Source organism: Kaistella carnis (genome assembly GCF_003860585.1).
Classification (GTDB): domain Bacteria; phylum Bacteroidota; class Bacteroidia; order Flavobacteriales; family Weeksellaceae; genus Kaistella; species Kaistella carnis.
Genome location: NZ_CP034159.1, coordinates 1,127,774 through 1,142,483, shown reverse-complemented (window position 1 = coordinate 1,142,483; position 14,710 = coordinate 1,127,774). Strand labels below are relative to the sequence as shown.

16 protein-coding genes are annotated in these 14,710 nt (G+C 37.2%); 5 read left to right on the top strand and 11 right to left on the bottom strand.

What is annotated here, in order from left to right:
- Positions 1-96: 96 nt before the first annotated feature.
- The 7 genes from EIB73_RS05125 to EIB73_RS05095 all read right to left on the bottom strand — a co-directional run bounded on the left by EIB73_RS05125 (position 97) and on the right by EIB73_RS05095 (position 7,506).
- Positions 97-483, bottom strand: coding sequence for a response regulator (locus EIB73_RS05125; RefSeq protein WP_125023273.1), 387 nt, complete (start codon positions 481-483; stop codon positions 97-99).
- Positions 480-1,046: a chemotaxis protein CheB gene (locus EIB73_RS05120; protein WP_125023271.1), complete on the bottom strand. Its 567-nt coding sequence runs from the start codon at positions 1,044-1,046 to the stop codon at positions 480-482. Before EIB73_RS05120 ends, EIB73_RS05125 begins: the two co-directional genes overlap by 4 nt.
- Positions 1,047-1,868 carry a CheR family methyltransferase gene (locus EIB73_RS05115; protein WP_125023269.1) on the bottom strand — a complete coding sequence of 274 codons (822 nt, stop codon included), beginning with the start codon at positions 1,866-1,868 and terminating at the stop codon, positions 1,047-1,049.
- A gap of 1 nt (position 1,869) precedes the next feature.
- Positions 1,870-2,244, bottom strand: coding sequence for a response regulator (locus EIB73_RS05110; RefSeq protein WP_125023267.1), 375 nt, complete (start codon positions 2,242-2,244; stop codon positions 1,870-1,872).
- 11 nt (positions 2,245-2,255) lie between these two features.
- Complete coding sequence (locus tag EIB73_RS05105; protein WP_125023265.1) at positions 2,256-5,837, bottom strand: response regulator; 3,582 nt, start codon at positions 5,835-5,837, stop codon at positions 2,256-2,258.
- Positions 5,834-6,973: an ATP-binding response regulator gene (locus EIB73_RS05100; protein WP_125023263.1), complete on the bottom strand. Its 1,140-nt coding sequence runs from the start codon at positions 6,971-6,973 to the stop codon at positions 5,834-5,836. Before EIB73_RS05100 ends, EIB73_RS05105 begins: the two co-directional genes overlap by 4 nt.
- A 212-nt stretch (positions 6,974-7,185) precedes the next feature.
- Positions 7,186-7,506, bottom strand: coding sequence for a VOC family protein (locus EIB73_RS05095; protein WP_317132693.1), 321 nt, complete (start codon positions 7,504-7,506; stop codon positions 7,186-7,188).
- Positions 7,507-7,598: 92 nt separating this feature from the next.
- On the opposite strand from EIB73_RS05095, the gene EIB73_RS05090 reads away from it, so the two are divergent.
- A complete protein-coding gene (locus tag EIB73_RS05090) occupies positions 7,599-9,149 on the top strand; it encodes a serine hydrolase (RefSeq protein WP_125023261.1) in 1,551 nt (516 codons plus the stop codon).
- A gap of 74 nt (positions 9,150-9,223) precedes the next feature.
- Here the strand turns inward: EIB73_RS05090 and EIB73_RS05085 are convergent, their stop codons facing one another.
- Complete coding sequence (locus EIB73_RS05085) at positions 9,224-9,700, bottom strand: SixA phosphatase family protein (RefSeq protein WP_125023259.1); 477 nt, start codon at positions 9,698-9,700, stop codon at positions 9,224-9,226.
- A 366-nt stretch (positions 9,701-10,066) separates the two neighbouring features.
- On the opposite strand from EIB73_RS05085, the gene ruvX reads away from it, so the two are divergent.
- From ruvX to mazG, 4 genes are all read left to right on the top strand, one after another.
- Entirely contained in the window at positions 10,067-10,483 is a 417-nt protein-coding gene (gene ruvX / locus EIB73_RS05080; protein WP_125023257.1) for a Holliday junction resolvase RuvX, read from the top strand.
- The gene (gene def, locus EIB73_RS05075; protein WP_125023255.1) at positions 10,480-11,052 is read left to right on the top strand and encodes a peptide deformylase; all 573 of its coding nucleotides are present in this window, start codon (positions 10,480-10,482) and stop codon (positions 11,050-11,052) included. Before ruvX ends, def begins: the two co-directional genes overlap by 4 nt.
- Positions 11,053-11,106: 54 nt before the next feature.
- The gene (locus EIB73_RS05070) at positions 11,107-11,655 is read left to right on the top strand and encodes a DUF5606 family protein (protein WP_125023253.1); all 549 of its coding nucleotides are present in this window, start codon (positions 11,107-11,109) and stop codon (positions 11,653-11,655) included.
- Positions 11,656-11,776: 121 nt separating this feature from the next.
- Positions 11,777-12,544: a nucleoside triphosphate pyrophosphohydrolase gene (mazG, locus tag EIB73_RS05065; protein ID WP_125023251.1), complete on the top strand. Its 768-nt coding sequence runs from the start codon at positions 11,777-11,779 to the stop codon at positions 12,542-12,544.
- A 51-nt stretch (positions 12,545-12,595) separates the two neighbouring features.
- Here mazG and EIB73_RS05060 read toward each other — a convergent pair whose 3' ends face one another.
- The 3 genes from EIB73_RS05060 to EIB73_RS05050 form a co-directional block, all read right to left on the bottom strand.
- A complete protein-coding gene (locus EIB73_RS05060; protein ID WP_125023249.1) occupies positions 12,596-13,087 on the bottom strand; it encodes a hypothetical protein in 492 nt (163 codons plus the stop codon).
- On the bottom strand, positions 13,084-13,455 hold the full coding sequence (locus EIB73_RS05055; RefSeq protein WP_125023247.1) for a hypothetical protein: 372 nt from the start codon (positions 13,453-13,455) through the stop codon (positions 13,084-13,086). The genes EIB73_RS05060 and EIB73_RS05055 overlap by 4 nt, the downstream gene beginning before the upstream one ends.
- A gap of 99 nt (positions 13,456-13,554) precedes the next feature.
- A complete protein-coding gene (locus EIB73_RS05050; RefSeq protein WP_125023245.1) occupies positions 13,555-14,679 on the bottom strand; it encodes an ABC transporter permease in 1,125 nt (374 codons plus the stop codon).
- Between the last annotated feature and the right edge of the window lie 31 nt (positions 14,680-14,710).

Below are 14,710 nucleotides of genomic sequence, written 5' to 3'. Positions count from 1 at the left end.
TTAAAAACATTAAAATACCCATTAAATTTTTAAAGGATTCGGGTAATTTAAATTAAATGAAGAGAAAGGTAATTATAGGCAGTCGTTAAAATAAAATTATGCTCCCGTATATTTCAACACAATTTCCTCCAATAAGAAAATATCAAAAGGTTTGGCGAGAAAATCATCAGCACCAGCTTCTGCAGCCAATTCATTTATATTGCTGTTTGCAGAGAAATAGATGACCGGAATATTCTTTAATTTTTCATTGGATTTCAACAATCTTGTCGCTTCAATTCCACTAATATCCGGCAGCCAGTTATCCATAAAGATAAGGTCGGGCATAAATTCCGAGACCTGTATATCAATATCGTTTGTTGTGGGCGAGGTCTTAACTTCAAATCCGATATCGGTTAAAATATCGGTACACAGTTCCAGAATCTCCAGATTGTCATCAAAAATAAATACTTTTTTACTTGCTTTTATTGCTGCGTTTTCAGTCATTTTCCTAATTGATTTATATAGTTGGCCATTTCGTCTGCATTGAGAATGGCGTCTGCATTACAATGTTCCAGGGCATATTCAGGCATAAAAGGAACAATTGCAGAAGCCGGATTTTGAATAATTACGATACCGTTATTTTCTTTAACTTTTTGCACTCCTTTTGTTCCGTCACTGTTTGCACCGGATAAGAGCAAACATACAAGATTTTCTGAAAATACGTCGGAGGCACTTTCAAATGTAACATCTATGGAAGGTCGGGAAAAATTGATTTTTTCTGAAGCATCCAGAGAAAAAGTTTTGTTATTTTCAATGAGCACATGATAATTGGGCGGTGCAATGTAAATATGAGCGGGAGTGAGTTTTTCTTTTTCTTCGAGTTCCTTAACCTTTAAGAGGGTTTTGGCGCTCAAGAGTTGAGTTAACATGCTGTCTTTTCCGGGTTTGCGGTGAAGGACGATGATGATGGGGAAGGGAAGCAAAAGGTCGATGTCCGGTAATACTTTTAAAAGTACATCCAGACTGCCGGCAGAACCTCCTATAACCAATGCTTCACAATTTTTCATCTAATGTATTTTACGCCAGATCTTGTCGGTGTTCAATCTTTCAAAGTTCTTGGAAACGGTTGAAAAATCCAATGTTTCTTTCGTTCCTAAAGCTAAATATCCAAATTTTTCCAAACTGTTATCAAAAAGTTCAAAAACTTTTGCCTGTAGTTGCCTGTCAAAATAAATGATAACATTTCGACAAAGGATCAGCTGAAATTCATTAAAAGAATTATCAGAAACCAGATTGTGCGTAGAAAAAATGATTTTAGTTTTCAGTTCATCTTTCAGTTTTCCTAAAGAATAATTGGCGGTGTAATACTCCGAAAAATTTTCCGTTCCGCCCGAGGCTATATAATTTTCTGTGTAGAGTTTTATTTTGTTTAGTGGAACGATAGATTGCGCCGCGGTTTCTAAAACAGCACTGTTAATGTCGGTTGCATAAATCAGGGACTTGTGCAGCAGATCGAGTTCTTTTAATAGAATGGCGACAGAGTAGGCTTCTTCACCCGTGCTGCAGCCCGCGATCCAAATTCGAATGAAAGGATAGGTTCCCAGGCGCGGCAGAATTTCATTTCTTAACGTCTTATAGAATTCCGGATCACGGAACATTTCGGTAACATTAATGGTGATCTGCTCCAAAAACCTTTTAAAATAACTGGGCTCGGTCCTGATTTTATACCTGAATTCTGCAAAACTTACAAAGCCATCAAGCGCATAAAGACGCAGCATCCTACGTTTTATAGAAGCACGCGAATATCCTGTGAAATCGTATCCATAGACTTCAAGTACATCTGAAAGCAGGGTCTCAATGTGTTCGTCGTTATTTTCTGTTGAGTTCACCTTAGTCGATTAATTGGTTAAGTAACTGAAGCAGTTTATTAACATCTACCGGTTTCGATATATAGCCGTCTGCACCGGCTTCTATACATTTTTCACGGTCTCCCGCCATGGCCTGTGCTGTAATTGCGATCACCGGAATATCTTTCAGTTCGTGGTCACTTTTCATTTTTCCGATCGCTTCGTAACCATCCATTTCAGGCATCATCATATCCATCAACACGACGCCGATATTTTTATTGGAGGAGAGAAGTTTGAGCCCTTGACCCGCACTGATCGCAGAAATACACTGGTATTTTTTCGCCTTCAATACTGCACTCAGGGCAAATATATTTTTACTGTCATCATCGATGATGAGAATTTCCTTTGCGTTTTTCATAAACTCAAACTTTAAATTTTGTCGTATAGCCAAACTCGTAATAAAGAAACCAACTGGTCAATATCTACCGGTTTAGAAATGTAATCTGAGGCCCCGACCGCAATACATTTCTCTCGGTCTCCCATCATCGCTTTTGCTGTGACTGCCAGGATCGGTAAATTTTTATACTTCTGTTCAGTTCTGATTTCCCGTATGGTTTCATAACCATCCATCTCCGGCATCATCATATCCATAAGCACCACATCTACGCTGTCATCTTGTTTCAGAACCTTTAGGGCTTCTTTCCCATCCATCGCGGGAAGAACTTTCATTCCTTGAAGTTCCAATGCTTTGGTAAGAGAGAAAATATTTCGCACATCATCATCTGCAATCAGTACTTTTTTATCTTTCAGAATGTTTCGCAATTCACTTAGATTTTCGAAACCCGATACTTGATCTTGTTTTTTCTTGTTTTTTTCTTCCACGAGATGCAGGAATAATCCAGCTTCATCCAAAATACGCTGGTAGGAATATGCTGTTTTAACCACAATGGAATCTGCATATTTTTTAATTCTGCTTTCTTCCCCCTGTGAAAGATTTTTTCCGGTGAAAACAATGATGGGAAGATGTTCCAATCCTTTGTTTTGTTTAATGGTTTCAAGGGTTTCGTAGGCATTTCGATCCGGCATTCCCATATCGAGAATCACGCAGTCGATTTCTTGGTTCTGCAAGGCATCTATACTTTGTGCAACATTATTTACAATATCAGTATTAATGCTGTTTGCGCTTAAAAAGTAACTTAAAGCTTTCGCGTGCTGTTCATTTTCTTCTACGATTAAAACCTTTTTCGGCGAGCGGTTCAGTGCATTCTCCAGCTTTTTGAAAACTTCCTGCATTTGCTCCAGGGCGAAGGGTTTGTTGATGAAATCTACTGCACCTCGTAGCAAACTTTCCTGCTTCATTTTCATAGAAGACATGATATGAACAGGGATTGGTTTCGTTTCCGGATTTGATTTCAAGGCTTCCATCACTTGCCAGCCATCCATAATTGGTAACTGAATATCGAGTAAAATAGCAAGCGGTTTGTAATGCTGTGCCATTTCAATCCCCACATCACCTCGAACTGCCGCAATTACTTTATAGTTTTTCGTTCGGGAGAAATCCATTAAAATCTTCGCAAAAGCGGTATCATCTTCAATGATGAGAATTACTTTATCTCCTTCGACAATATTTTCACGGTCGTCGGGAATCGCTTGAGGAATGCGGTCAGCAATATATCTCTCCGGTTGTTTTGGAGCTTCTACGACGGGATAAACCACTTTTTCCGGAACAGGTTCAATTTCCTCAATTGGGGCTTCTTCTAAATCTACAGGAACGATTAACGTAAATTCGCTGCCAACACCTTCCGTACTTTTTAACTCAATTTGCCCACCCAATAAGCGTGCGAGTTCGCGGCTGATAGACAATCCCAAGCCGGTGCCGCCATATTTCCGCTGCGTAGATCCGTCGGCCTGCTGAAAGGCTTCGAAAACCATTTTCAATTTGTCTTTTGCGATACCAATTCCCGTATCAATTACTTTAAAGAATATTTTTTCTTTCGCTTCGTCGGTCGATACATTTAAAGTAATGCTTCCTTCAGAAGTAAATTTGATCGCATTGGAAAGTAAATTCTTCAATACTTGCTCCAGGCGTAATTTATCGGTGTTTAAAATTTGCGATGTCTCGGGCTCGATTTCAATATTTAAGGCAAGATTTTTTTGCTTTGCGACCGGATTAAATAACATCTTCATATCCGTGGTAATTTCCTCTAAAGGAACTTCGCTGATCTCAAGCGTCATTTTACCGGACTCAATTTTCGAAAGATCCAAAATTTCATCAATAAGCGTAAGTAAACCCTGACCTGAACTCTGCATGACTTCGGCATATTCTACGTATTGTTCATCAAGGTCGTCGCTGTCTGCCATCAATTTTGAGAGCAATAAAATTGAATTAAGCGGCGTTCGCAATTCATGAGACATGTTCGCTAGAAACTCCGATTTGTATTTCGTGCTCTGTTCCAGTTCACGCGATTTCTGTTGAATATCGATATTGTGTTGTTCGATCAAGGCATTTTTTTCTTCCAGTAAACTGGTTCTTTCTTCCAACTCCTGATTGCTTTGCATCAATTCTTCTTGTTGTACACGCAGCTCTTCTTCGGAGGCGAGCAGTTTTTGAGATTGGGCTTCCAGTTCAGCATTGATGTTTTCCAGTTCTGAATGCTGGGTTTGCAATTCCTCAGATTGAGCCTGTGTTTCCTCCAGAAGTTCCTGCATTTTTATGCGGCTTTGCGCACTATAAACGGCCAGTCCAATATTTCCGGAAACTGATGTAAGAAATTCAATTTCCTGTGCGGAAAACTCCTTCGTTGTTCCTATTTCAATTACGCCGATCGGAAAATTATATCGAGTAATTGGGAGGGCAATAATATTTTTCGGTTTCGTGTTTCCCGAAGCATAACTGATGGTGGATTCACTGTCCTGTATGTTTTCGACCTTAATTTGTTTTGATGAACGGAATGCCTCGCCGATAATTCCTTCGCCAGTTTTGAAGACTCTGTTCAGTCCACTGTCCGTCAAAGCATAACTTCCGCGCAGGTGAAGCTTGTTGTCTTCTTCTAGCAGATAGAGCGCTGCAAAATTACTTTCCGTACTTTCGATGATACTTTCCAATACATCTGTAGACAGTTTTTCGATGCTTTTTTCCCCCATCGTTCGCGCATTCAATTTTGCAATCGCAGAACTTAACCATTCTTTTTCTTCCAGTGTTTTAAAGGAGTTTTGAAGGGATTCTGCCATTTGGTTTAGTGGAAGGGCGACGTTTCCGAGACTGTCTTTGGCATTTTGATCTAAAAGAACGTTGTAATCGCCCGCCGAAATTTGGGCTGCAACCTTTTCAATCGCAATAAGTCGGTTCTCTGTTTCTTCGTTTTTAAGTTCCAAAGCACTGGTCAGTTGATTCTTTTCATTATAGTCCTGAGAAACTTTTCGGAAGAAAACAAGCGTAATGATTATGGCGAGCAAGGAGGAAAGAATAATAAGAAATGGAGTGTAGGACGCGAGTTTATCCATACTTTCGGTGCGCGACTGCAAAATCAGTTTTTCTTCATTTTGCATCATACTCACCGTACTGCGGATATTGTCCATATAGTTCTTGCCTGCTAAAAGCTGCTGTGTCGTTACAGCATTTTTATTTTTTTTATCATTTAAATTCTTTTCTAAAATTTCTAGACGGTCGTTAACAGAAGATTTTAGTTTTTCCAGGTTTTTGCTCTGCGTCGCAGTATTGCTGATTTCGGAAGATAATTGATCTAGAGCTCCAGAAATTTTGTCTTTTGATTTGGTGTAAGGTTCCAGAAATACCTGATCTCCGGTTAAAAGATAACCGCGCTGTCCGGTTTCTGCATCTTTTACTAACGAAAACACGTTATCGAGGTCTTTAATAATCTGGTTACTTTTCCGAACCATCTGCGAATTATCAATCAGAGTTTTAATGCTGAAATAGGATGCAAAAGAACTGAAGAATAAGAGGATCAGTGCGGTCCCGAGACCATATAGTAGATTTCTTTTAAAAGTCATAATTGAGGTTGTTTTTTTTCTTCTTTTTCAGAATATAGGGGTATTTGGAAATAAAACTCAGAGCCCTCGCCAAGTACGCTGTGAGCACCAATTTTTCCTTTATGCCGGTCAATGATTTCCTGGCAAATGTATAATCCGATTCCCAGTCCCTGAAATCGTTCAGAGGTTTCTTCGATGCGGTAAAATTTTTCAAAGATCTTTTGTTGATGTTCTTCAGACATTCCAATACCGAAATCTTTTACAGAAAAATATAATTCATTGTCTCTAATTTCAGAGTTGATGTGAATTTCCTCACCGTCGGGACCATATTTAATCGCGTTGGTGATGAAATTTATAATGACCTGCTCGATGCGCATTTCGTCCCCAAAAATATTTCCATCGACGCTGCCTTTTTTTACAATCTTAACCTGAGGATTTGACTGCTGCATTACTTCTATCAAATGCTCGAGCAAGTTATCGAAGGAAAAATACTGTTTGTTAAATTTCAATTTTCCACTTTCAATTTTAGAAATATCCAGGAGGTCAGCAATGAGTACATTTAGTTTTTCGATTTGATTCTGTACTTTATGAAGGCGTGCCCGAATGGTTTCTTTATCATTTTTATCCAGACTTTTTTCCAGGAGTTGAATGTATCCTTTAATACTCGTCATGGGTGTTTTAAGTTCATGACTGGCAATGCTGATGAACTCATCTTTTTTGCGTTCTGCCTCTTTCCGGAATTCGATTTCTTCGCGCAGGGCTTTCTGCATTTCATTCAGCGCGCGGCTCTGTTCGTAAATACGGTAAAATGTTTTTACTTTTAAAAGAAGAATATTCATATCAACAGGTTTGCTGATATAATCCAGACCGCCAGACGAATAGCCGCGCGTAATAAGATTTACATTTGCAGTAGCCGCAGACAGAAAAATAATGGCAGTTTCTTTGGCCTTGCTGTAACCGGAGACTGCTTCCGCAACTTCAAAACCGTCCATTCCCGGCATTTGAACATCAAGAATAATCAAAACATAGGACTTCTTCAGTATTTTTTTTAAGGCCTCTTCACCCGATGATGCAGTATCTACCTCGAAATCATTTTTTTCAAGAACTTTTTTTAAGGAAATTATATTTTCCGGCGAATCATCGACGATTAGGATCATTTTATAATAATAAATTTAGAATTGACTGCAAAAAGATAACAAAGATAATACTTTTGAAATGATGAGAACCGATTTATTTGTCACATCGATCTCTTATTTATTTTGGAAAAAAGCAGTTTCGTCATTTAGCTTCAATGATTTTAAAAATGTAGTATAAACAGACACTATTTTATTTAATCTAAAGGGTTTCCCCAAAAGTTAAGAGATTATGATCAGGATCGAGCACTGAAAATTCCATTGGTCCCCAGACTTTTTTTTCGCAGTTTACCATTGGGGTGTATTTCAACGCCATTATCGATAAAGCTTTGGTAGAGATCCTCAATATTTACAGTTCTGATATAAACCTGGCCGTAATTTTCTTTTGGATCAAGATCTTTAAAAAGAAAGAAATGGATCTCTATTTTGTCTTTTGAGAGCAGTAAATAGTCCGGATATTCACGCACAATATCAAACTGCAATTTTTGCACATAATGACTTTTGGTGAAATCTTTATTTCGCATAGGTAATTTGGGAATGACCGACTGAAGCATCATGGTTTGTCTACTTGTAAATTATGAATTAAAAGTAGTGAAAACTTTTCTTAGAAAAAATATTATCTTTGAAAACCTAATCAATAAACAATATTATGAAACGTCAGTTTTTTATTTTCTTTCTCTTCTTTTCCCTATTTGCTTTTTCTCAGGTAGAGGAACAAAAACTGGATCAATTGATTCAAAATACTTTAAAAACTTTTGATGTTCCCGGAATTTCTGTGGGTATTGTAAAAGATGGAAAAGTACTTTATGCTAAAGGTTTTGGCGTAAGTTCTCTTACTTCAAAGCAGAAGATGGATGAAAATACGCTCGTAGGAATTGCTTCCAACTCCAAAGGTTTTACCGCAACAGCTCTTGCTATGTTGGCAGATGAAGGTAAATTAAATTTTGACGATAAAGTGTCAAAATATATTCCCGAATTTCAGATGAATGATGCGTACGTTTCCCAGGAAGTCACCATAAAAGATTTAATTACCCACCGCGCAGGATTGGGACTGGGACAAGGCGATTTGATGTTTTTCCCGGAAGGTGGACCATTAACAGTCAACGATATCATTCATAATGTTAGATATTTAAAACCGGAAAATCCCTTCCGCACCACGTTGGATTATAACAATATTATGTTCATTGTCGCCGGAGAAGTGATTCACAGAGTTTCGGGGCTTTCCTGGGCAGAATTTATTGAACAGAGAATTTTGAAACCCGTAGGAATGACTTCCAGCTTTGGAAGTTATAACAGAGCAAAAGCCGCTAATGTTTCCAATATTATCGATGCACACGCGCCTGTAGATGGTAAAGTAGTGGCCGTTCCGCACGACTGGAATGAAACAGGGAACGCAGCAGGCGGAATCATGAGTAACATCAAGGATATGACCACTTGGGCAGAGTTTTTAATCAATGGTTTTACTACAAAAGACGGTAAAAAACTTGTCACCGATAAGCAAATTCAGCAATTGTGGAATCTGCAGATTTCTACTCCGGTAGCCTTAAAGAATCCGTACGATTCAAATTTCGGAGGATATGGTTTAGGTTGGTTTTTAACGGATGTAAAAGGCCATAAACAAGTTTATCACACAGGAGGTTTAATTGGTACAGTAACGCAGTTTACCTTAATTCCAGACTTGAAATTGGGCATCATCGTACTAACGAATCAGCAAAGTGGTGCGGCGTTCAGCACCATTACCAATACCATAAAAGATTCCTATCTGGGAATGCCGCAAAAAGATTGGTTGAAGACCTATGGCGACAGAATGGCGAAAATGGAAGCCGAATATGTCAAAGGGAAAAAAGAAATATTTGCAAAATCAGATACCTTTAAAAAAGATAAAAATTCCCAAATAAAAGGAGAACAAATCGTCGGGACTTATACTGATCCTTGGTTTGGCGATATCCAAATTTCTAAGGAAGGAAATGCTTTCCGCATTTTTTGTAAAAATTCTCCGAGATTAAAAGGGGAATTGTTGCCGTATTCCCCAAATGTGATGATCGCTAAATGGGATGATCGAAGTTATGATGCCGATGCATTTGTTAACTTTAATTTAGATGAAAATGGTAAAGCACAAGGAATGAAACTAAAGCCTATTTCTGATGTAACCGATTTTAGTTTCGATTTTGAAGATTTAGATTTGAAGAGAACGAAATAATTCAACGCAACTTAAAGACAATGAAAAACCTCACCAATTGATTTTGATGAGGTTTTTTAATTTTTGGTGTTTATTTAAATCTTCTTCGGGTCGTAAAAGAAGATCAGTTTCTTATTTGCTCCATGAAATTCTGACCAGGAATCACAATCGATCTGAAAACCTGCAACGCCGCAAGTTGGGAACATAAACATATCATCGGACATGCTGTTGGCGAAATTGGAAATTCCATTGTTATGAGAAAACATGGCCACCGTATTGAGTTGATCATCTAAATCGACCGTAATATTTTCAAAATTGGTATCAGAAGCGTTATACAATTTTTGAATGGTCTCTATTTCAATATGATATTCTTTATTGAAAATTTCACACGTCGAAAGCGCACGTAAGGCCGGACTGGAAAAGAATTTTTCGATTTCGATATTTTTTTCTTTCAAAAAGTGAGACATTTTTTCAGCATCATGAATGCCTTTTTCCGCAAGTGGCCGATCAAAATCATCGGTATTTTCGGGCCAATCACTTTTGGCGTGCCTTACAAGAATTATTGTTTTCATGCTGAAAGTTTTTAAAACATTAAAATTATAAATTATTTTGAATATAGACTTGAAAAAAATATAAACCTCTAAAAATATTAACGTCAAAATTTTAAATCATGAATTTGGGGTTCGCAGCTTTGCTTTAAAAATAAATTGTTCAGTGTATGGAAAAGTTTTAAATCAGAATAAAACAGAATGGCAATATGGAACATGAAAATGTCTGTTATCTTAAACTTGTAAGGTTAAATGAAGATGTCCTCTTGGAAGCAATTTCAATCAAAAAAAGAAAATATTTTGGAAGGGAGAATTTTTTTGGATTTGGGGAAATAAAAATAAAATGCCAGTCAAAATTATTTCAGCAAAATTTTATTAAATTTGCACACGATGTCACAAATATTAGCAATTGATTATGGAAGAGCGCGGTGCGGTCTGGCTGTAACCGACGATATGCAGATCATTGCAAGTGGTTTGGAAACCGTTCCCACAAAAGAGATTTTTTCTTTTTTGAAAAAGTATTTTCAGGAAAATGCGGTGGGACAAATTGTAGTGGGACTTCCCACGGATTTAAAAGGTAATTTGAATGAGGTAGAAGTTGAAATTTTAAAATTCCTGGAAAAATTTAAATCCCAGTTTCCTACGGTTGAAATAGCGCGTTTTGATGAGAGGTTTACCTCCAAAATGGCTTCCTTTTTTATCTCCCAAAGTGGGAAAAGCAAAAAGAAGCGCGAAGAAAAAGGATTAATTGATAAAGTGAGTGCAACACTTATTTTGCAAAATTATTTAGAGCAGATAAAAAGATGATACTACCGATTAGAGCATTTGGAGATGCCGTTTTAAGAAAACATTGTCACGATATTGATAAAGATTATCCCGAGTTACAAACCTTGATTGATAATTTATTTGAAACCATGCACAGTGCCAATGGTATTGGTTTGGCCGCGCCACAAGTGGGTCTGGATATCCGCTTATTTGTCGTGGATATTTCTCCATTGGCAGAAGATGAAGATTATGAGGATATTGCAGAAGAACTGAAGGATTTTAAAAAAGTTTTCATCAATGCGAAAATTTTGGAAGAATCCGGTGAAGAATGGAAATTCAATGAAGGTTGCCTCTCGATTCCGGATGTTCGGGAAGATGTGAAAAGAAAAGAAACCATTGTAATCGAATATTATGACGAAAATTTCGTTAAACATACCGATACTTTTTCCGATATGCGCGCAAGAGTTATTCAACATGAATATGATCATATTGAAGGAATTCTGTTCACCGATCATTTAAGTTCATTAAAGAAAAAATTAGTCAAAGGAAAACTGATGAAGATTTCACATGGTGACGTATCTGTGAATTATAAAATGCGATTTCCCAAATAATCCAATCTGTATTGGAGCCAAAAAATAAATTAAATTCAAACAAATAATAAAAAAATGAAGTTAGAAAAAATAATCTCAATTTCCGGAAAACCAGGACTTTACAAATTGATTTCACAGTTGAAAAACGGGTTTATCGTAGAAGATGTTTTGACGAAGAAAAAAGCCAGTATTTCTAATTCTTCACAAGTAAGTTTATTAGATAATATCGCGATGTTTACTTTTGATAATGAAGTTCCCTTGTTTGAAGTTTTTGAAAATTTAGCAAAAAACGAAGATTATAAAGAAACCATTTCTCACAAATCTTCAGAAGATGATTTGAGAGCTTTGATGAGCAAGTCCTTGCCAAATTATGATACCGAAAGAGTGTATGTTTCTGATATTAAAAAATTGGCACAATGGTATAATATTCTTCACAAAGCCGGTTACATTACACCAGAAAGTTTTGTAAAACCGGAAGGAGCGAAAGAAGAAGAACCTGCAATTGCAGAAAAGAAAGACGCTAAAAAAGCAGCGCCGAAAACAGAAAAAGCTTCAGCTCCAAAAGCAAAAGCTTCTACAGCAGCGAAATCTGCACCGAAAAGTACACACAGAAAAATGGGATAAATTCCCGTTCTCTTATAAAATTACCTTGTCAAATTTAAAAGATTGACAAGGTTTTTTATTTAAACTAAATTTGGAGCTTGTATCAATCATCCATCATCCACCATCAAACATCCAACAATCTATGAATTCCAGACAAGAACAACTCGACGCTTTCAATCGCTTACTCGACATTATGAATGATCTGCGGGAGAAATGCCCGTGGGATCAAAAGCAAACTTTGCAAACGCTTCGACATTTGACTTTGGAAGAAGTGTATGAACTCTCAGATGCGTTGCTGGAAGAGGATTTACAGGAAATTAAAAAAGAGTTGGGCGATGTTTTACTTCATCTTGTTTTCTACGCTAAAATTGGGTCCGAAAAAGGAAGTTTCGATATTGCTGACGTCATCAATTCTTTAAATGAAAAATTAATTTTCCGCCATCCGCATATTTACGGCGATGTTGAGGTGAAAGATGAAGAAGAGGTTAAGCAGAATTGGGAGCAATTAAAATTAAAGGAAGGTAACAAATCGATTCTTTCCGGCGTGACGAAAGGAACTCCGAGTTTGATAAAAGCCTACAGAATTCAGGATAAAGTAAAAGGAATCGGGTTTGAATTTGCCAATGCAGAAGATGCCTGGAAAAAAGTAGAGGAAGAATTAGTCGAGTTTCACGCTGAAACCGATCTTTACAAAAAAGAGCAGGAATTAGGCGATGTCTTTTTTTCGCTTGTTAATTATGCCCGTATTTCCGGTATTAATCCCGACACGGCTTTAGAAAGAACCAATAACAAATTCATCAACAGATTCCAGAAAATGGAAAATATGGCTTTAAATAAAAATCTAAATTTGGCAGATTTGAATTTAGAGCAAATGGATGAACTTTGGGAAGAAGCTAAGAAAAATGAATAAACCTCCAGATTTCTGAAGGTTTAATTACTAGACAAAATTTGTACGTCGTTTTTAATTAAAATATTCGTGATACGTTTCCATGGATTCTTTTAATTCGCCTACAATTTTGTTTGCGTGCTCTCTGTCTTCTGCATTTTTTAGTTTCTCGATTTCTTTCATGTGAGGCGCTAACCAAGCGTGAAGATTATCATGTGGAACTCCGGTCATGGTGCAGCTTTTTACTAAATTCTCATTAGAAGTGCTGAGATTTGTAGCCAACATTTTGTAATCGCCACTTTCCGGTTGGTAGGCTTTAAGTTGGGTTTCCATTTCGGCGACATACGGTTTCATTTCATTGTTCACCTTCCATTTTCCGCCATTGTTGAGTTCAAGTTTTGCGTGCTCATCATGGTCATCAGATTTTGCTTCTTCAGCATGATCTGCGTGATCCTCTGCGGCGGTCTGCTCCGTAGTGGTCATGTTTTCTGCATGTTCTTCCTGTTTTTTCTCGCAGGAAACTACTACTGCCAAGGCTAATAAGGCTGATAAGATTACTTTTGTCATTTTTTTAATATTTTGGTTGTTACTAATATAAATATTGCGGTTACCCCGATCCGGAAAGCCATGGCTCCGATGGTTTTTGTTTCATATAATCCACCATTATTGATGTGAATAAATAAACCAATATAAGCGAGAATTAAAATGATTAATGCTATTGTTAAAGGAAATCTGGCCCAAATTTGATGATGCATAATTCCGTAAGCAGCAACCACATAAAGAATTCCACAAACAAAATTTGCCCACACAATTCCGGGAACATAATTGCCCTCTTTTGCCCGAATCCCAAACCAGTCGAAAAGAACAGAACTGCTCATAAAAACCGTTACGGCTCCGAAGAGAATGAGGAAGATCAGAAGTATTGTTTTTTTCATTTTTGTAAATATTTAAAGATAAGGATTATAAATTCATATTCTTATGATTTGAATCATCAAGAAATCAATGCTCTTTTTCTACCATCTAATTTCTACTTTCTAACTTGTTTTGTGATAGCGCAAAACAGACCACGAAATAACGACAATAGCCAGTCCGATAATAAATACAAAGTGCGGAAGCAGATCCATAAAACCACTGTCTTTCAACATTATTAAACGTACACCATCAACACCATACGTCACAGGATTTAAATAGGCGATATATTTTGCCCAATCGGTCATGCTTTCTGTCGGCGTGAAAAGTCCACTCATTAATATAAAAATCATCATAAAAAAGAAGACCATAAACATCGATTGCTGCTGCGTATCACTGTACACTGAAGCCAAAAGTCCCATTCCCAAAATCGCGATGAGGTAAACGGAAATGAAAGCATAGAGAAGAAGATAACTTCCCTGCATTTGAATTTTATAAACGAAAATAGTAACCAAAAGTCCGATCGTAAAAGCAACCATTGATAAAATCCAAAAGGGAATTAATTTTCCTAAAATGAAATCTCTTTTCTTAATTGGCGACACATTGATCTGTTCGATGGTTCCGATTTCTTTTTCTTCTACGATATTTAAAGCGGTCAAATAGCCACCGATTAGAGTCACCAGAAACGCCAGGATTCCCGGAACTAAAGAAAGTCGGTAATTATAGGTTTCATTGAACCAGAATTTAGGCACGATTTCTAAGCCTGAATTTTTCTTCACCGTTTCCAGTTCCGGATTCATTTCTAACTGAATTTGCTGATTGTAATTCTGCAGAATCTGTCCTAGATAACTGGCGGAAAGTCCGGCTTTTGTTCCGTTGATGGCGTTGATGGCGATTAATACTTTTTCATTGTTTTCGCGCACCAGATCTTTTTCGAAATTATTCGGGATCTCAAGGATTAAATCGATTTTGTCTTTTTCAACTTCCTGGTAGGCGTCGTTGTAATTCTCGCCATAATTCATGATTTTAAAATATCCCGACGCCGTAATTTTCCGAATGAGTTCGCGGGACTGGGTTGATTTATCGTGATCTACGACGGCGATTTTAATATCTTTTATTTCATAGTTTGCGGCCAAAGGAAGAATCACCAACTGAATCACCGGCATCACGAAAATGATGGCCAATATAGATTTGTTCCTGAATATTTGCAGGAATTCTTTTTTGATTAATATGAATAATGTTCTAAACATTTTTTGTCTATTATCTTTTATTTAGGAGCAA

Coding starts and splice junctions, on each gene's coding strand:
- EIB73_RS05060 (WP_125023249.1), bottom strand. CDS start 13,087: ATGACAAAAGTAATCTTATCAGCCTTATTAGCCTTGGCAGTAGTAGTT.
- def (WP_125023255.1), top strand. CDS start 10,480: ATGATACTACCGATTAGAGCATTTGGAGATGCCGTTTTAAGAAAACAT.
- EIB73_RS05055 (WP_125023247.1), bottom strand. CDS start 13,455: ATGAAAAAAACAATACTTCTGATCTTCCTCATTCTCTTCGGAGCCGTA.
- ruvX (WP_125023257.1), top strand. CDS start 10,067: ATGTCACAAATATTAGCAATTGATTATGGAAGAGCGCGGTGCGGTCTG.
- EIB73_RS05105 (WP_125023265.1), bottom strand. CDS start 5,837: ATGACTTTTAAAAGAAATCTACTATATGGTCTCGGGACCGCACTGATC.
- EIB73_RS05090 (WP_125023261.1), top strand. CDS start 7,599: ATGAAACGTCAGTTTTTTATTTTCTTTCTCTTCTTTTCCCTATTTGCT.
- EIB73_RS05100 (WP_125023263.1), bottom strand. CDS start 6,973: ATGATCCTAATCGTCGATGATTCGCCGGAAAATATAATTTCCTTAAAA.
- EIB73_RS05050 (WP_125023245.1), bottom strand. CDS start 14,679: ATGTTTAGAACATTATTCATATTAATCAAAAAAGAATTCCTGCAAATA.
- EIB73_RS05095 (WP_317132693.1), bottom strand. CDS start 7,506: ATGATGCTTCAGTCGGTCATTCCCAAATTACCTATGCGAAATAAAGAT.
- EIB73_RS05110 (WP_125023267.1), bottom strand. CDS start 2,244: ATGAAAAACGCAAAGGAAATTCTCATCATCGATGATGACAGTAAAAAT.
- mazG (WP_125023251.1), top strand. CDS start 11,777: ATGAATTCCAGACAAGAACAACTCGACGCTTTCAATCGCTTACTCGAC.
- EIB73_RS05070 (WP_125023253.1), top strand. CDS start 11,107: ATGAAGTTAGAAAAAATAATCTCAATTTCCGGAAAACCAGGACTTTAC.
- EIB73_RS05085 (WP_125023259.1), bottom strand. CDS start 9,700: ATGAAAACAATAATTCTTGTAAGGCACGCCAAAAGTGATTGGCCCGAA.
- EIB73_RS05120 (WP_125023271.1), bottom strand. CDS start 1,046: ATGAAAAATTGTGAAGCATTGGTTATAGGAGGTTCTGCCGGCAGTCTG.
- EIB73_RS05125 (WP_125023273.1), bottom strand. CDS start 483: ATGACTGAAAACGCAGCAATAAAAGCAAGTAAAAAAGTATTTATTTTT.